Raw genomic sequence first — 16,203 nt, forward strand, 5'->3', positions numbered from 1 at the left:
CCGAGTGTGGAATCCCACGTCGACCCGACCGACGCGCGTGGCTCGCTGTCGCGACGGTGATTGTAGCGGCCGGGCGAGCGGCGTATGTTGAGCAGCTTCGTGCCCCCACTTCGCTTGGCCGGCACTCCACCGCGACGCCGGCGGAGCCGCCGGTGCTGGTGTAGCCAGCCCACGCGGGACCATCGATTTCACACGGGAGGAAAGCATGAATGCAATGAATTGCATGAGCTCACGATCCGTTGTTCGCGCGCTTCCGGCCGTCGCCCTTTCGGGATTGAGCCTGCTCGCGCCGCTCCCGGCAGAGGGCCAGTCGGCCGGAGAGCCCAGCCATTTCCGATGGGCCGACACCCTCGTGGCCCACATCGCCCCGGAGAACAACGAATACGGCAGCGGCACGAGCTATGTTCAATGGGCCGGCATCGAAGGGGCCACGGCGTACCGGAGCCGCAGCCTGTGCGCGTCGTTCGTCACCCACGTCCTCAAGCGGGCCTATGGTCTCTCGAGCTACGACATGACCACGTGGTTCGGCAGCACAAGCCCCAACGCCGTCCTCTACCACGACAGGATCATCGATGAGATCGGCTTCGAGCAGGTCCTGACGGTGAGCCAGATCGAGGCGGGCGACATCATCGCGATCGAGTATCCGTGGGGGAGCACGGCCTCCGGGCACGTCGCCATCGCGGCAGGGCCCGCGGTGCTGCGCTCGGCGACCTATCCGCTCGTCGCGGGGACGAGCCAGTACGCGCTCGCCGTCCTCGACGCGAGCACCACCGGCCACGGGACGACGGACACCCGGCACAACGCGGACGGCTCCTGGCACCCGGGCGTCGGGCGGGGCGTCATGCGCATCTATGCGAGCAGCACCACCGGCGCGATCGCGGGACACGCCTGGAGCACGCAATCTGGCTCGACGTACTACGCGAAGCAGGCGCGCGATATCGTGATCGGCAGGGTCGCGGATCCCGACCTCTACCTGCCGCAGTAGCGGCGCGCCCCGACCCCCCGCGCCGCCAGGGCCGCAGCGCCGCCTGGCCCCGTCGGCAGGATGTCTGACGTACCGAGCTAGCGCGGGCTCGACGCTGTCGTCCGGCCCGCCACGCGCCGGAGCCCCGGCGCGTGCTCCAGCGGCTCCGCGTCGAGCTCGAGGCCGTCGAGCATCGCCGCCGTCGCGAGGACGCCGGGCAGCTGGACCTCCGGCGCCCACGCATCGAGCTCCATGAGCTCTCCGCCGACGACCTCCGACGAGCGCATCAGCACCCGGCCCGCGTGCAGGCACACGTTCACGTGCGCCCTCGCGTCGCGCCCCTCGCGCTCTACGAGCGCTTCGGCGAGCGCGCTGCCGCGGACGACGCGCTGCTCATCGCCCGCATCCAGGCGGCGCGCGGTGACTTCAGGGAGGCGGCGCGCCTCGTCGCGTGGGTCGCCGAGCGGTGCCTCCCCGACGCCTCGGCGCCGGCGCTGTTCGCGCTGTTCCGGACGCTGAAGCTGGTGCTCGCGGCCGAGGGGCTCGAGATCCCCGCGGGCGCGGAGGAGCAGGGGGACAGCTGGGAGGCGCTCACCGATCTCGCGGAGCGCACGTTGCCGGTGGAGGAGCTGCTCGAGGTGCTCTACTTCCGCGCGCGCGGCCGCCTCCACCGGGCGTCACTGGGAGGCGTCGGCGGTGCTCGACAGGGCGAGGCTCACCGCGCTACGGACGGCCGTTGCGATTCCATCTCTTGCGTTGTTCGGGTGCGCATCCAGCGCCGATCCGGGCACCGAGGAGGCCGTGGGACGTCGGGAGAGGCGGTGACCTCGGCCAACCGCCTCTCGATGAATCGCCTCTCGATGAATCGCCTCTCGATGAACAGCCTCTCGATGAGCCGCCTCACCGCGGACGGCCGCGCGCTGGCCACCACGGATCTGCTGCTCGACGAGGACGGTCGTGAGCTCCTCCGCTACACGATCGCCTGCGCGCTCCCCGAGGGGCAGTCGCTCGTCGGCGAGGTCGGAGCGACGAGGTACCGGTTCGATGGGCGGATCGGCCTCGCGCCCGGCTGGTTGCGCTCCCCGCTCCCCGAGAAGTCGCAGCGCTGGGTCACGGCGTGCCTGCTGGCGCACGTGAACGGGTACGGCGTCGAGGTCGCCATCTCGCTGCGCGGCCGCCATCCAGCGCTGGCCACGGACAGCGCGGAGCGGCGGATCTACCGGCAGGAGGAGATCTCCTTCTTCGGCAACGCATTCCAGCCGCTCGGCAAGCGCGACGAGCTCGGCGACATCGGCTCGCGGATGTATTCTTGCGGCGGCGCCTTGCTCCAGCTGTCGTGCGCCGAGAACGAGACCGCCTTCGCGCCGGAGCGGACGTGCGCGTCGAGGAGCGACTGCAGCCTCGACTTCCTCGGCCCGTGCCGCGACCTGTCGGACGCGAAGGGCAGCGTGTGCAAGGACGCCTCCCTCGACGGGTACGAGCGCTGCCAGGCCGCAGCGAGCAACCGGGCGGACAAGCCCAAGACGACCCGTTACGACGAGGTCGTCACGGTGTTTCTGCAGCGGCCTGACTTCTCCTCCTTCTATCCGCTCTGCACGCCCCTGTTCCCCTGAGCGAGCCCGCCTGCCACGCCGCGCAGCCGCGTGATCCGCGGCGCGGCGCGCCTCATCCTCCCGACCGGCGACACCGCCGTCGACCGGGCTGGCATGCAGGGCGGAGAGACGTGGGCACGAGCTCTTCAATGGCAAGAAGGAAGGCTGCGTGGAGGTCGAGCTCGAGCCCTGAAGGCCTGGCGCGACCGAGGCGCCGTACCGTGCCTCGACCAGACCGAGGCAATCCGTCGTTCATTGGCAAAGGGCGAATCTACCCATATGACCGAGGCCGAGGCACGCGCTCGTGCACCCGGGCGCAGGGGATTGCCGTGTTCTCCTCCACCAGCTCGGGCGGGAGCGAGATCGCAATGGCGGTTTCACAGGCCAATGCTGCTTGGCGAGGCTCGACCGGGCAACAGCGGCCCGAGTCCTCCGTTTCCAGTTGACATCCGCCACGACGCATGGATCAACCAAATTGAGCGCGTTCATGGTTGTCGACCTCGTGCGATACTCTCGCCTGCCATGCTGCTGGAGAGCTCCCATGCACCGACCCCTCCTCGCCCAAGGCCTCGTGCTGTCGCTCGCGCTGTTCGGGTGCTCGGCTAGCCCGGAAATTCCTGAAGCCTACGGCAAGGCGATCATGACCGTGAACGGGGAGGAGCTGGTGCTCGACACGGGCGATGACGGCAAGCGGCCTGTCCCCCGATTCGACAACAGCTGGGACGTTGACTGCTCCCTCCTCAATGGCGAAACCAATCTGGAGCTGGTGGATCACTCGAAGGGCAGGAGGGGCTTCTACTACCTCGATCTCCACCTGCTCGGCAGCGAGCGCGAGGGCGGCGACGCCGCTGTCGTGAACATGCGAATGTACGTTGACGACGAGCTTTTTCATGGCTCCTGTCCGGCCACGCTCCGGACGTCTCAACAGGGGTCGCACGAATGCAAGTTCTCTTTTGCCAAGTGCGATTTGAACGTGTTCGGCGGTGACCAGGACGTTATCCCGGCGCGCCTCGATCTCGCCTCATTTCACTTGAAATGGTGCTTCGTCCCGTGAGCCGGCGCGCCCGCGTCGCGATGCGTCGCGATTGTGTACCCGAGGCAGCGCTGGCCGGCGCGTCCGCCCGCAGGTAAACATCGAACGATGGTGGATGCGTCCCCCCGGCGACGGTTCAGCGCCGCGTTCGCTCGCTGGTCTCGCCGCGTCCGGCGGCGGCTCGCGCTGGAGCTGATCCTCACAGGCGCCGCCGCGGGGCTGATGCTCGGGGCGGCGGGCGCAGCGGCCGCCTGGCAGACGCGGTACGGCGCGCTGCGCCCCTGGATGGCGGGCGGCGGCTTGCTCGGCGCGGTGACCGGCGCGGCGGCGGCGCGGCGGCGGCGGTGGTCGGATCCGAACGTCGCGCTGTTCCTCGACGGCAAGCTCGGCGCCTCCGAGTCGGTCTCCACGGCCGTGGAGCTCGCGGCCGCCGAGCGCGCGGGCGACGGCGCGGCCCGGGCCGGCGCAGCGGCGGCCCACGAGGTGGTGTTCGCGCACGCCGCGGCGGCCCTCGACCGGGCGACCGCCCCGCAGGTCCGCGCGCCGCTGTGGCGGCCCTGGCACGCCGGCGCGCCGCTCGCAGCGGCGGCCATCGGCTACCTCAGCTGGCTCCCGCTGCCGCCTGCGCCTGCGGCAGCAGCGCCCCCGCCCGGGGCCGAGCAGGTGCGCCTGGCCGAGATCGCCGGGCTCGAACGGGTGATCCAGCTGGCCGAGGTCGACGCTCGGGACACCGCGCAGCGCGATCGGCTGAAGCAGCTCGCGGACGACGCGAGGCGGCTGCGCGAAAAGCTGAGGAGCGGCGTCGAGCGCCGCGAAGCGCAGGCCGAGATCGGCAGGCTCCGCGACGCGATCACGGCCGAGCGCCTGTCGCTCGGCGAGGGCGAGCAGCGTCACGGGATGGAGTCGGCGCTCGGCAAGCTCGGGGAGGACCCTCAGCTGAGACGGGCGGCGAAGGCGCTCGGCGACCGCGATCTCGTGGCGCTCGACGAGGAGATGGAGCGGCTCGCGAACCGGGTCGAAAAGACCGACCGCGAGCGGGCCAGGAAGACGCTCGAGGAGGCCGCCGAGGCAGCGAAGAGGGCCGGCGCCCCCGGCGTGGCGGAGGCGCTCGAGGAGCAACGCGAGCTGCTGGATCAGCGCGGCAAGCAGGCCGACAAGCTGAGGGAGCTGGCCGAGGCGCTCGGCGAGGCGCTCGGCGACGAGGGGCGCGAGGCGCTCGGCGAGCTCGGCCGGACCGGGAGCAGAAGGGACGCGCGGCGGCTCGCCGACAGCCTCGAGAAGGCGCTCGAGAAGCTGAGCCCCGAGGAGCGCAAGCGGCTCGCCGAGCGCCTGAAGCAGCGGGTGGCGCGGTCGCCCGAGGGCGCGCCCGGGGAGCCCGCGTCCGAGGAGCAGATGCGCGAGCTCGCGCGGCAGCTGGCGACGCCCGAGGGCCAGCGGCAGCTCGAGGAGCAGCTGCGCCGGATGGCCCAGGAGGGAGGCCCGAGCAGCGAGGAGGCGGAGCGCCAGGGCGCGCTCGACGACGCGCAGCGCGGGGCCGGCGAGGCCGAGGGGCAGCTCGGGGGGACGCCCGTCCCGATGCCGGTCGCCGGCGGCTCGGGCAGCCAGGGATCGGGCAGCGGAGAGCGCGGCCAGGGCTCGCAGGCGGGCGGCGCAGACAAGCAAGGGCCCGGGCAGCCAGGTCATTCCGAGGGAGGCGGGCCGGGCAGCCACGAGGGGCAGACCGGCGCGATCGCGGGGGGCGAGCTGCGCTCACGCGCCGGCGCGAGGCTCAATCCAGGCAGGCCGATGCCCGGGATCGCGATGGGCCGGACAGCGGGGCGCGCCGGAGACACCGCCAACGTGCAAGGCGAGGGCGCGCTCGGCGTCGTGGGTCCCCAGGAGATCGGCGGCGTCGAGCGCAGCGACGTCCCGGAAGAGTACCGCGAGCAGGTCGGTCGCTACTTTCAACCACGGTGAGCCCGGATCGGGCTCCTGGCGGCGGGCTCAGAAGCTCGCGCCGACCAGCAGGCCCTTCGCGTCGGCGGTGACGAGGGGCGCGGCGTGGAAGCGGGGGAGCGCGGCCCGCGGCGCCGGCGGCGTGCGGCCGGACGTGCTGAACGCGTACACGGCCGTCCCGGCGAGCACCACGCCGCCGCCGACGAAGCTCCAGAACGAGAGGTTGGCGAGCGTGGTCTGGCTGTCGCGCAGGTCGATGCGCCGCGCGCTGCCGGAAGGCTCCGCCGCGGCGGACTCGCCCTTCGCCGTGGAGAGGATCGCGAAGGTCACGCCCGACGCGACCCCGAGCAGACCGACCGCTCCGCCCGCGACCACCAGCGGGAGGTTCGAGCCGGCGTCGAGGCTCAGGGCGATGCTCTGGTCCGAGCCCCTCGCCACGAGCAGCGACGTCGACGTCCGGACGCCGGAGCGGCGCGCCTCGATCGTGCGCTTGCCAGGATCGACGAACACCTGGGCCTCGATGGGCGACCGGCCGATGACCTTGCCGTCGATCAGCACCTCGGCATCGTCGACATTCACGTCGATGCGGAGCGCGCCGACCTGCGATTTGGCCTCGGCGAGCCGCTGCTGCAAAAAGAGCTTCTTCTCCTCCGTGTCGCCGAGAGGAAACGTGTTGAGCGCGTACAGGAGGTGCTCGGCCGCCTCGCGGGGCTGGCTCACCTCCAGCTCGACGTTCCCGAGATTGCCCGCGACGTCGAAGCTCTGCTGGAGGTCCCACGCCGCCTGATAGCGCGCCTCGGCCTCGACGAACCGCGCCTCGTCGTAGAACCTGTTCCCCTCCCGGTAGAGCTGCGCGGCACGCTCGCCCGCGCTCGAGTTCGCGGCCGGCGCGTCGGCCGGAGAGGTGGGCATGAGCCGAGCTTTGCCGGTCGCGCTCGCGACGCCCGGCGCCAGAGCGACCGTCGAGCACAGGAGGAACAGAGGCGCGTATTTCAAGAATGGCTTTCGCATGGTGGCTGCCGGAGGATTGCAATCCGGAGAGGCGACGCCTCAGGGGAATGGGCGCGGGGGCGCGGTCGTCCCCGGGGGCGTCGTGGGCAACGCAGAGGACGCAGACGGCAGGACCGGTGGTGGGCTCGGAGGGCTCACGGACGATTCGTAGAAGTCTTCCGGCGCGACAGGCGGCTTGGGGGGACGCTTCACCTGTCCCCCAGGGCGCGCCGACGGCGGGCGGGCAGCGGCCACGGAGTGTGCGGGCGGCGAGGAGGTCCGCTCCGCGGAAGGCGACGCGGACGGTACCGGCGCGGTGGGGACCGGCTGCTCCGCGGTGGGGAGCGGCTGCTCGCTGGCCGCCACCGGAGGCGGCGGCGGCTCGGGCAGCGCGTTCGGGGTGGGCGTCGCGATGCCGGGCTCGGGGGCCGGGACGCGTGCGTCCTCGACGACGGGGGCGTCGCGAGGGCCCGAGGGGTTGGCGGCGCGCCACAGCACCCAGAAGCCCGCGACCGTCGCGCTGCCGAGAAACACGAGCAGCGCGAACAGGCCGAGCGGCGCCGCGCGGCGGCGCGCCGCGAGCGCTGCCGCGGAGGCAGCGGCGGCGACGGCGGCATCGGGGCGCGCTGCGGCCGGCGGCGGGTCCGCTCGAGGGACGGCGGCGGCGGGCTGGGGAGCGGCCGCCGCAGCCGGCCGCTGCTTGCGGGTCGGCTCTTCGGGCGGCGGCCAGACGCCGCTGCCCACGCCGACGCGGGCCGTGCGCACGCCGCCGGGGCGCGCGCCGCCCGGCCCCTCGGGAACCGCCGGCGGGGGGCTCGGCATGCCGTGCACCGGGATCCGGCGCATCGTCGGCCGGTTCCGCTCGTCAACGCCCTTCAAGAGCGACGGGGCGACCTGGATCTTCTGCAGGTCCATCGCCTGGTGCTCCCGGTTCGGGGGCAGGGTGACCGGGGGAACATACACCTGCTTGTCGCTCGGCCCCGCCTCGCGGTCCTGGCGGCGCCGCGGCCTGGGCTCGCCCCACTGCATCATGCGCTCGACGGGCGGCGCTGCGGGGGCCGGCGCTGCCTCGTCCGGCCTGCGGCGCGGATCCTGCGCATGCGCTCGCGGGTGCGCCAGCGACGGGTGCTCCTGCGGTGCGAAGCTCGGCGCGTCGTAGCCGCGCGGCGGCTGCTGCGGCTGCGTCGGCGGCTGCGGCGCGGCGTCGCCCGCAGCGCCCTGACCCGCCGGCTGCCCTGGCGAGCTCTTGTTCGCGTTCCTGTTGGTCATGCCTGCCCCTCTCGCCACGCGCAAAAGGCGCGCCGCTGCCCTGCGTGGGCAGCGGCGCATCGAGCATCCGGTCCAAAGCTCCGCGTCGTCATGGACGTGCTCCCGAGGCGATCTGCCTCGACCGCTGCTCCGCAGATGGCGCGGCGGGCGCCGCGGCAGCGCTCCGGCTGGCGCGGGTGCGCCGCGGGCCAGCGGCGAACGTGCGCTGGCCGGCGCGCGATACGTCGGAGCTCGCTCGGGGATAGGGCCACGGCATAGCCCCGAAGATACCCCACTCAGCCGTCGCCACCACGCACCCAAGCATCACGACCCTTTCGCAGCGATACAACGACGGCGTCCAGGGATGCACCGGGATCGGGAGCCACCGCCGTCACGGGCGTGACGGCGCCGCTCGGCGGCGGCGCGCGCCGGGGCCCCGGACCGCGACCTCGGGCGAGGCGCGGCCCTGCGGGCCGACCGAACGCGAAGTCGACCCTGGCCACCATCCTGCCGCCTCCCTGGACCCCGTGAGTGTTGTCCATGGCTAGGCTGGCGTGTCTTCCTCGATACCGCAGCCTCGATTTATTACACCCACCCTGCATCTGCCTGTCCCCCCACCCGGGTTGAGCCGCCCCCCACCCGGGTTGAGCCGCCTCCCACCCGGGTTGAGCCGCCCCCCACCCAGGTTGAGCCGCCCCCCCGGCGCCAGCGCTGCCCGTCCATCCCACCCACGCATGGTAGCGGTTTCGTTGCCCCGGGTGAGGTTCCTTGCAACTGCGGCGACGTCGCGGCCGTCCGTCAGCCCGCGACGCTCACCAGCAGCGCCACGGCGAAGCCGAACAGCACCACGCTCACCACCAGCATCGCCATGACCGCCAGGCTGGGCTCCGCGCGCGCCGGCCGCCGTCGCGCGCGCCTCTCCCCGCCCCGCCGCGCCTCCGGCCCGCGCGGCAGCGCAGGTCCCGAGGTGGGCTGCGCCGCCCCGCCGGGCGCCGTGAGGCCGAACGCCTCCACGGTCGCGCTCAACGTCGGTGCGACCAGCGCGCGGACCGGCGGCACCGTCAGCGGCGCCGTGCTCTGCCAGCACGACCCCGTCGGCAAGGTCGGCGCCGGCGTCGCCCCTCGCGAGAGCGCGGCGGCGATGCGCGACAGCTCGTCCGCGAACGCCGCGGCATCCGGGAAGCGGAGCTCCGGGCGCTTCTCGAGCGCCCTCATGACGGCGCGGTCGAGCTCCGGCGGCACCGGCCGCGGCGCGTGACAGGACGGCGGCGCGGGCACCTCGCTCGCGTGGGCGCGCACGAGCTCGTGCACGCGCTTCATGTGCTCGAACGGATCGCGACCAGCGATCAGCGCGTAGAGCACCACGCCGGCTGCATACACGTCGGTGCGGGCGTCGACGGCGAGCCCGCACGCCTGCTCGGGCGAGAGATAGCGCGGCGTGCCGACGAGCACCCCCTCCTCGGTCTGGTAGAGCGACGGCGCCGGCGCGCGGCCGTCGCCGCGCGGAGCGACCACCTTGGCGATGCCGAAATCGAGCACCTTCACCACGCGCCGCCCCTGCGCGTCCGCGTCGCACACGAAGAGATTCTCGAGCTTCACGTCGCGATGGACGATGCCCGCGCCGTGCGCCGCGGCGAGGCCGGCGAGCGTCTGCGTCACGAGGTCGAGCGCCTCCAGCGGCGGCAGCGCGCCGCGCGCCGCGAGCTCCTCGCGCATCGTCCGGCCGTAGAGCCGCTCCATCACGAGGAACGTCCGCCCCTCGGCCGTCCGCCCGAAGTCGGTCACCGTCACCAGGTTGGGATGGGCGAGCCGCGCCAGCGACTGCGCCTCGACGCGCATCCGCTCCACGAGCCGCGGCTCGCGGTTCAGATCGCGGTGCAGGAGCTTCACCACCACGGGCTTGTCGAGGCCCACGTGCGCGGCCTCGATCACCTCGCCCATCCCGCCCCGCCCCAGCCGGCGCACGGGCCGGTACGGCGTTCCGTACAGCAAGGTATCGCTCAGCTCGAGCGTCGAGCACCGGCGGTCGTCGTGCGAAGACAAGGCCATCCCCCGCGGGTCGAGGTGGTGCCGCTGTCGTCACGCGACGCGAGAATCGAGATCCCCTCTCGCTCCCGGACCTCGAGCGCGGGCGCATTTTTCACACGCCCTCAGGAAGCGCTCAAGATTTCGACAGATCCGCGCGCAGGCGCATCCTGAAGCATTCCCGAACGCCGATCCAAATTTCCAAACAATGAACCCGGCGCGTACGATTTCAGGGCACGTCGCGGTGACGCGCTCACGCGAGGGTGCCCGCGGCGCTCCCTGGCTCGGCGTGCTCCGGAGCGGCTGGGGGCGCCGGAGCCGCCTGTTCGGCCGCGAGCGCCGCCTCGTCTTCCTGGGCGAGGAGCGTGTCCGTCACGGCGAGCGCCGCCTCGCGCTGCGCGATGAGGGCGGCGCAGCGCGAGCGCGCCGCTGCGAGCAGGCCGAGCCCGACGGCGACCCAGGCGACGGCGGCCGTGTGCCCGGCGACGACGACGGACCCCGGATCGCTCTGCGCGGCCCTGTCGAGCATCACGAAGGCGTAGAACGGCGAGGGGGCCGCGATGAGGAGGGCGCTCTCGCTGACGCTGAGCTCCGTGACCAGGCCGGCGATGGCCGCGACGATCCACGGGCCGACCGCGATCGAGAAGAGGAGCGTCAGGAGCAGCACCCGCGCCACCATGGGCGCGGCGATCCGCGCGCGAAGAAAGGCGCCGAGCCCGACGAGGAACACGTAGAAGGCGAGCGCGTAGACGGCGAAGTACTGGAGCTGCCGCATCTGGATCTCCGGCGGCCCGAGGGGCACGCCGAGGAGCAGCCGGTGGCCGGCGGCCCAGAGCGCGGCGACGCAGGGGATCCCCACCGCGAGCAGCAGGTACGCCGAGCGGGTCACGCCGGGGCCGAAGAAGCGACGCAAGCGGCTGGCGCGGCTCCGGGCCCAGGTCACCTCGACGCGGCGCGACGGCCCGATCGGATCGCCGGCGAAGAGGCACACGCAGAAGATCAGGAACGAGAACATCGCGCACATGCCCGCGATGATCGCGGCCAGGCGCTCGGACGGCTCCACCGCGAACGCCGGCACCGCGACGGCGGCGGCGACCACCGGCGCGCAGGCAGCGAACCACGTCTTCAGGCCGGAGGAGCGATCGTCGCCCTCGCTCGTGAGGTTCGCGACGGTCACCTGGTACAGGAACCACGCGGGGACGACGACCGCCGCGAGCGGCAGGAGGATCAGGAAGAGCACGTAATCGAGGCCGAGCGGCGCGCGCTGGTACGCGACCGGGAGCCAGATGGGGGGGCCCTCGGGTACCTCCGGCCACGCCAGGTGGGCCGCGTACGAGAGCCCCGTGCCCCCGGCCGAGAACAGGCAGATCGACAGGGGGAACGCGAGCAGCAGCGTGACGAGGATCGCCCCGCGGAGGCTCGCCATCTTCGAGCTGATCGCGAGGCCGAAGGCGACGCTGAGCAGCGCGATCAGGAAGAGGAACAGGAAGGCGATCACCACCTCCATCGCGGTGATCCCGCCGAACAGGAACGGCAGCGCCCCGACCGGCGCGAGCATCACCACGTACATCGAGATCGCCGTGTAGGCGGCGAGGAACTTGCCGCGCGCGATCTCGCCGGGCGGGATGCCCGTCAGGAGCACCGCCTCCCAGGTGCGGCCCTCGCGCTCCGAGGCGATGCTGTTCGCGGCGACCGCCGGACCGACCAGCGCCACAACGAAGTACGCGAGCGAGAAGAAGACCTGGAACAGGATCACGCCCGTCTTCGCGGGCGCGATGTCCCTCGCCACGATGCCGCCGATCGACGCCACGAGCAGCGTCATCAGCACGGCGAGCACCAGGAGGATGATCGGCGTGCGGGCGAGGCGCGCGGCCTGCTTGAGCTCGCGGATCCAGATCGGGTTCGGCTCGCCGAGGAGGCGACCCACGCGGCGCCGCGCCCGATCGACGAGCCGCTGAGACGCCGGGCCGCCGGGCGGCGATGAGCCAGTCTGCACGCTCACTGCACCTCTCCTTGCGTGACCTCCAGGAAGATCCGCTCGAGCTCGTTGCGCTCCGGCTCGACCCCGATCACGCCGATCCCGCGCTGCACGAGGTGCTGCACGATCTCGGCGATCTTCACGTCGTTGCCCGTGTAGCCGACGTGCACGGCGCCCGCGACGATCTCGATGTCGGTGATCCCCGGGCCGCCCCGGAGCAGGAAGGCCGCGCCCTCGGGATCGCCGAGGACCCGCACCTTGACCTTGCGCCGGGAGAGCTGCGACATCCCGGGATAGCCTGCCGCAGGGCCAGCAGGGCCCGCGGGGCCCGCGGCGTGACGCGCGTGCGGGCCGTACCCGGGCGGCGGACCGGCGGCCTGCAGGGGATCGACGGCGGCCGGATCCCCCGGCGCCCCGGGAGGCGGGGGCGCCTCGGGCCCATACGGCGGCGCGTGATGCGCCTGCGCCGGGTACGCGCCCGGCGCGGCGGCGTACCGCGGCGGCGCGTGCCCGAGCGCCTGCGCGGCGCGCAGCGCCTCGAGGCGCGCCGCGATCTCGCCGATCGGCCCGGCGACGACGAGGCGGCCCTTCTCGAGGATGCCGATCGACGTGCACACGTCGGAGAGCTCCGTGAGGATGTGCGAGGAGAGGAAGATCGTCTTCCCCAGGCTCCGGAGCTCGAGCAAGAGGTCGCGGATCTCGATGCGCGCGCGCGGATCGAGATCGCTCGCCGGCTCGTCCAGGATGAGGACCTTGGGATCGTGCAGCAGGATCCTCCCGAGCTGGAGGCGCTGCTTCATGCCCTTCGACATCGTGGCGACGATCCGGTCCTGGATCTTGCCGAGATCGGTCAGCTCCAGGACCGCGTCGACAACGTCGAGCGACGGCACGCGGAACGCATCCGCGAAGAACTCGAGGTACTCGCGCACCGTGATCCGGTCGTAGACGCCGGCGTGATCCGGCATGTACCCGATGCTGCGGCGGACCGCCGCCGGGTCGATCGTGACGTCGACCCCGTCGATCTCGACCCGCCCCGCCATCGGCTCGAGCAAGGTCGCCATGACCCGGATCGTCGTCGTCTTGCCCGCGCCGTTCGGCCCGATGAAGCCGAAGATCTCGCCGGGGCCGACGTCGAAGGTGACGTCCCGGAGCACGTCGAGCGAGCCGAAGCGGTGCGAGAGGTGGCGGACGCGGATCGTCGGCGCAGGCCGCTCGATCTGCGCCGCGGGGGGCGGGGCGCCGCCGGGCGCGGCGCTCACGGCCGGCCTCCGAGGCCGACGATCCGCACGAGCACGCGGTCGCTCTCGATCCGCAGCCCGGAGTCGCTCGCGCGGCCCTCGCCGCCGTCGAGCTGGCCGAGCAGGACGGGCACGCCGGCGGGGAACCAGTCGACCGCGGTGCCGGCCGCCTCCTCGATGGCGAGCCACGCGGCGCCGAGCCCCGGCGCGTCGGGCTCGAGCAAGGCGACCAGCAGGCTCCCGCCGAGATCGTGGATGTCGATGCCGCCGACCCGCCGCCCGAAGCCCGCGTGCGCGAGCCAGCGCTGCCCCTCGGCCCGCGCCGCGAGATCGACCCCCGCGCGCGACGAGACCTTCTCCCCGTCCCGGATGCGGGCGAAGTAGCGGGCCGCGCCCTCCGGCAGCCACAGGACGCCGCCCCGGAGATCGCGGCCGCTCCGGTTGCTCACGACGAGCTCGCCGCTCGGCTCGGCGACGATCGCGATGCCGTCGCCGAGCGGCGCGGCGCCGTCCTCGCGCACGATCACCGTCTGCCAGGGGAGCGCCGCGACCTCCGTCAGCCGGGCCCCGTCGCGGTCGACGACGAGCCGGTCGCGCCGCCCCGAGAGCTCGGCGACCACCGCCGTGCTGATGACGCTGCTCGCGTCGGTCGTGCGGACGGTGAGCTCCTCCGCGCTCGAGACGAAGAAGCCGCGGAACCGGCGCACCGCCCCCTTCGTCATGCCGGCCCCCGCCTCGATCAGCGTCAGGTGCCGCGCCCTGCCTCGCACCCCCTTCGCGAGCAGGCCCACGCCGACGATCGCCGCGAACGCGACCGCCGCGTACACGGGCAGGTGCCGGAGCGCGCGGAGCGGCCTCCCCTGCCGCGCGGCGCGCGCGAAGTTGATCGGGCCGGCGAGCACCGCGTAGATGCAGAGCAGCAGCGCGGAGACCCCGATCGCCCAGCGCGCGCCCTCGTTCGGATCGAGCTCCCGCCGCACCGGATCCAGGTCGAGGCCCATCGCCTCCTCGCCCGGGCGGAAGGCGACCGTCGAGCGGCGATCGTGGGCGCGGCGCGCGAGATCGGCCACCCGGATCTTCACCCACGGGTCGCCGGCCGCGGGCAGGCGCGTGGGGTCGAATGCGAGCAGGTGCACCTCGCCGAGGCCGTAGAACGCCGAGCTGCCATACGGGCTCGCCCGCAGGTTTCCGCCCGACCAGCCGGAGAGCGCCTCGGCCACCTCGGGGCTCGCGCTCGGCGCGGGCAGCAGCACGTTGCCCGGCTTGCCGAGGCCGCTGGGCGCGCCCGGCGGCATGATCTCCTCGAGGGTGGGCGGCGCGACGCCGGCCCTCGAGACCTCGCCGCCGACGAGCGCCGCGAGCGTCGGGTGCCGCAGATCCTCGGGGCGCGCGACCGACAGCGCCAGCGTGCCGCCGGAGAGCACGTAGCCGGCGAGCGCGTCGAGCTCGGCGCCGTTCAACCTCGAGAGCGCGTCGGTCCGCAGGAGCACCGCGTCCGCCGCGCTGTACAGCGCCGGCCGGTCGGGCAGCAGCGGATCGCCCGTCGCGCCGTCGTAGCGCGGCTGCCCGACCCACAGGACGGCGTCCGGCGACGACCCGGGCCCGAAGCCGGTCGGCATGTACAGCGGCGCGACCGGCGCCTCGTGGAGCCCCGCCCGGAGGAGCGACGTCTCGCTGACGTCGAAGAGCACCACCGCGCGCTGCGAGGTCGACGAGAGCGCGTGCGACGACACGGTCGCGCCGCCCTCGTCGAGCGCGCGCACCAGCACGTCGCCGAAGGGCGACACCTGCACTGGCACGCGCACGTTGACCGACGCGCCCGCCCCGACGGTGTACGGCGCCGACGCGACGAAGACGCGCTGCTCGGAGGAGCGCCTCGACGAGACCTCGACCTCGCCTCTCGCCGCCCTGCCGCCGTTGTTCTGGATGCGCACGACGATCTGGTTCCACCCCCAGGGGACAGCGCCGCTCGTCCCGAACACCGGCGCCGCGTCGACGGCGAGCTCCGGCGCGCGGGGCGGCGGCGCCTGCCCGGACGCGGACCCCGCGGCCAGGAGCGCCGCGAGCCACGCCGCGCCGGCCGCGCCCTTCGCCGGCGACCCGATCCGGAGCGCCCGCGCCTCGTCGCCGCGCCTCATCGGCGGATCGCCTGCGCCACGGGCTCGGGCCGCGGCTCGACCGCGGAGAGGAGCGCGGCGACGACCTGATCCGTCGTGATCCCCTCCGCCTCGCCCTCGAAGGACCGGATCATGCGGTGGCGGAGCGCCGGCTTCGCGACCCGCTGCACGTCGGCGAAGGCGACGTGCGCCCTGCCCTGGAGCAACGCCACGGCCTTCGCGGCCAGCACCAGCGACTGCGCCCCGCGCACGCCGGCGCCGAACCGGAGCGCCCTCCGCACGATCTCGGGCGCCCCCTCGACGGCCGGATCGCTCGCTCGCGTCAGCCGCGACGCGTACCGCATCACCGGCTCGGCGACCGCGACGTCGCGGCAGAGCGCGCGGAGCGAGAGCACGTCGTCGCGGGTGAGCACCCGCGGCGGCGGGCCGCCGTCGTGGCCCGTGGTCCGGGCGAGGATCTCGGTCAGCTCGTCCTCGGTCGGGCTCGGCACGAGCACCTTGAGCAGGAACCGATCGAGCTGCGCCTCCGGCAGCGGGTACGTCCCCTCCATCTCGATCGGGTTCTCGGTGGCCAGCACGAAGAACGGCTCTTCCATGGCGTACCGCGTGCCCGCGATGGTGCACGCGTGCTCCTGCATGGCCTCGAGCAGCGCGCTCTGCGTCTTCGGCGTCGCCCGGTTGATCTCGTCGGCCAGGATCACCTGCCCGAAGATCGGCCCCTTGTGCAGCGAGAAGTGGCGCGAGCCGTCCGCCGCCGCGACGAGCACGTTCGTTCCGGTCACGTCGCTCGGCATGAGATCCGGGGTGAACTGGATGCGAGAGAACCTGAGATCGAGGCAGCCGGCGATGGTCCTGACGAGGAGCGTCTTGCCCAGCCCGGGCGCCCCTTCCAGGAGGACGTGCCCTCCCGCGATGATCCCCCAGAGCGTCTGCTCGATGACGTCGCCCTGGCCGACGACGGCCTGCCCGATCGCCTCGCGCAGCCGCGCGCTCGTCCGCTGCGCGAGCTCGAGCCTCGCCTCGAAGGAAGCCGGGGCCGCGCCCTGCTCTCCGTCACTACCTGCGCCTGATTCCGCCGCCATC

At 73.4% G+C, this 16,203-nt stretch carries 12 protein-coding genes; 4 read left to right on the forward strand and 8 right to left on the reverse strand.

All coding sequences use genetic code 11. From position 1 onward, the window contains the following. Positions 1 to 223: 223 nt before the first annotated feature. Positions 224 to 985, forward strand: a complete 762-nt coding sequence (locus tag WMF28_RS36555; RefSeq protein WP_437598160.1) for a hypothetical protein — start codon at positions 224 to 226, stop codon at positions 983 to 985. A 77-nt stretch (positions 986 to 1,062) separates the two neighbouring features. On the opposite strand, the gene WMF28_RS36560 is transcribed toward WMF28_RS36555, so the two are convergent. Further along, a complete protein-coding gene (locus WMF28_RS36560; protein WP_437598161.1) occupies positions 1,063 to 1,284 on the reverse strand; it encodes a hypothetical protein in 222 nt (73 codons plus the stop codon). On the opposite strand from WMF28_RS36560, the gene WMF28_RS36565 reads away from it, so the two are divergent. The 3 genes from WMF28_RS36565 to WMF28_RS36575 all read left to right on the forward strand — a co-directional run bounded on the left by WMF28_RS36565 (position 1,285) and on the right by WMF28_RS36575 (position 5,545). After that, entirely contained in the window at positions 1,285 to 2,577 is a 1,293-nt protein-coding gene (locus tag WMF28_RS36565; RefSeq protein WP_437598162.1) for a hypothetical protein, read from the forward strand. A 520-nt stretch (positions 2,578 to 3,097) separates the two neighbouring features. Next, positions 3,098 to 3,610, forward strand: coding sequence for a hypothetical protein (locus WMF28_RS36570; protein WP_437598163.1), 513 nt, complete (start codon positions 3,098 to 3,100; stop codon positions 3,608 to 3,610). A gap of 87 nt (positions 3,611 to 3,697) precedes the next feature. Further along, the gene (locus WMF28_RS36575; RefSeq protein ID WP_437598164.1) at positions 3,698 to 5,545 is read left to right on the forward strand and encodes a hypothetical protein; all 1,848 of its coding nucleotides are present in this window, start codon (positions 3,698 to 3,700) and stop codon (positions 5,543 to 5,545) included. Positions 5,546 to 5,572: 27 nt separating this feature from the next. Here WMF28_RS36575 and WMF28_RS36580 read toward each other — a convergent pair whose 3' ends face one another. The 7 genes from WMF28_RS36580 to WMF28_RS36610 form a co-directional block, all read right to left on the reverse strand. Further along, positions 5,573 to 6,436, reverse strand: a complete 864-nt coding sequence (locus WMF28_RS36580) for a hypothetical protein (protein WP_437598165.1) — start codon at positions 6,434 to 6,436, stop codon at positions 5,573 to 5,575. Positions 6,437 to 6,574: 138 nt separating this feature from the next. After that, positions 6,575 to 7,783, reverse strand: a complete 1,209-nt coding sequence (locus tag WMF28_RS36585; protein ID WP_437598166.1) for a hypothetical protein — start codon at positions 7,781 to 7,783, stop codon at positions 6,575 to 6,577. A 777-nt stretch (positions 7,784 to 8,560) separates the two neighbouring features. Next, complete coding sequence (locus WMF28_RS36590; RefSeq protein WP_437598167.1) at positions 8,561 to 9,811, reverse strand: protein kinase domain-containing protein; 1,251 nt, start codon at positions 9,809 to 9,811, stop codon at positions 8,561 to 8,563. A gap of 229 nt (positions 9,812 to 10,040) precedes the next feature. Beyond that, a complete protein-coding gene (locus WMF28_RS36595) occupies positions 10,041 to 11,789 on the reverse strand; it encodes an ABC transporter permease (RefSeq protein WP_437598168.1) in 1,749 nt (582 codons plus the stop codon). Beyond that, positions 11,786 to 13,024, reverse strand: a complete 1,239-nt coding sequence (locus tag WMF28_RS36600) for an ABC transporter ATP-binding protein (RefSeq protein ID WP_437598169.1) — start codon at positions 13,022 to 13,024, stop codon at positions 11,786 to 11,788. The genes WMF28_RS36595 and WMF28_RS36600 overlap by 4 nt, the downstream gene beginning before the upstream one ends. Next, a complete protein-coding gene (locus WMF28_RS36605) occupies positions 13,021 to 15,141 on the reverse strand; it encodes a hypothetical protein (RefSeq protein ID WP_437598170.1) in 2,121 nt (706 codons plus the stop codon). Before WMF28_RS36605 ends, WMF28_RS36600 begins: the two co-directional genes overlap by 4 nt. Next, positions 15,138 to 16,202 carry an AAA family ATPase gene (locus WMF28_RS36610; protein WP_437604348.1) on the reverse strand — a complete coding sequence of 355 codons (1,065 nt, stop codon included), beginning with the start codon at positions 16,200 to 16,202 and terminating at the stop codon, positions 15,138 to 15,140. The genes WMF28_RS36605 and WMF28_RS36610 overlap by 4 nt, the downstream gene beginning before the upstream one ends. Position 16,203: the final 1 nt, after the last annotated feature.

The organism is Sorangium sp. So ce590 (assembly GCF_051521365.1).
Taxonomy (GTDB): domain Bacteria; phylum Myxococcota_A; class Polyangia; order Polyangiales; family Polyangiaceae; genus Sorangium.

Bases quoted from the DNA above. Each gene is read 5' to 3' on its own strand.
- WMF28_RS36575 (WP_437598164.1), top strand. From the start codon at position 3,698: ATGGTGGATGCGTCCCCCCGGCGACGGTTCAGCGCCGCGTTCGCTCGC.
- WMF28_RS36555 (WP_437598160.1), top strand. From the start codon at position 224: ATGAGCTCACGATCCGTTGTTCGCGCGCTTCCGGCCGTCGCCCTTTCG.
- WMF28_RS36590 (WP_437598167.1), bottom strand. From the start codon at position 9,811: ATGGCCTTGTCTTCGCACGACGACCGCCGGTGCTCGACGCTCGAGCTG.
- WMF28_RS36570 (WP_437598163.1), top strand. From the start codon at position 3,098: ATGCACCGACCCCTCCTCGCCCAAGGCCTCGTGCTGTCGCTCGCGCTG.
- WMF28_RS36610 (WP_437604348.1), bottom strand. From the start codon at position 16,202: ATGGCGGCGGAATCAGGCGCAGGTAGTGACGGAGAGCAGGGCGCGGCC.
- WMF28_RS36585 (WP_437598166.1), bottom strand. From the start codon at position 7,783: ATGACCAACAGGAACGCGAACAAGAGCTCGCCAGGGCAGCCGGCGGGT.
- WMF28_RS36580 (WP_437598165.1), bottom strand. From the start codon at position 6,436: ATGCCCACCTCTCCGGCCGACGCGCCGGCCGCGAACTCGAGCGCGGGC.
- WMF28_RS36605 (WP_437598170.1), bottom strand. From the start codon at position 15,141: ATGAGGCGCGGCGACGAGGCGCGGGCGCTCCGGATCGGGTCGCCGGCG.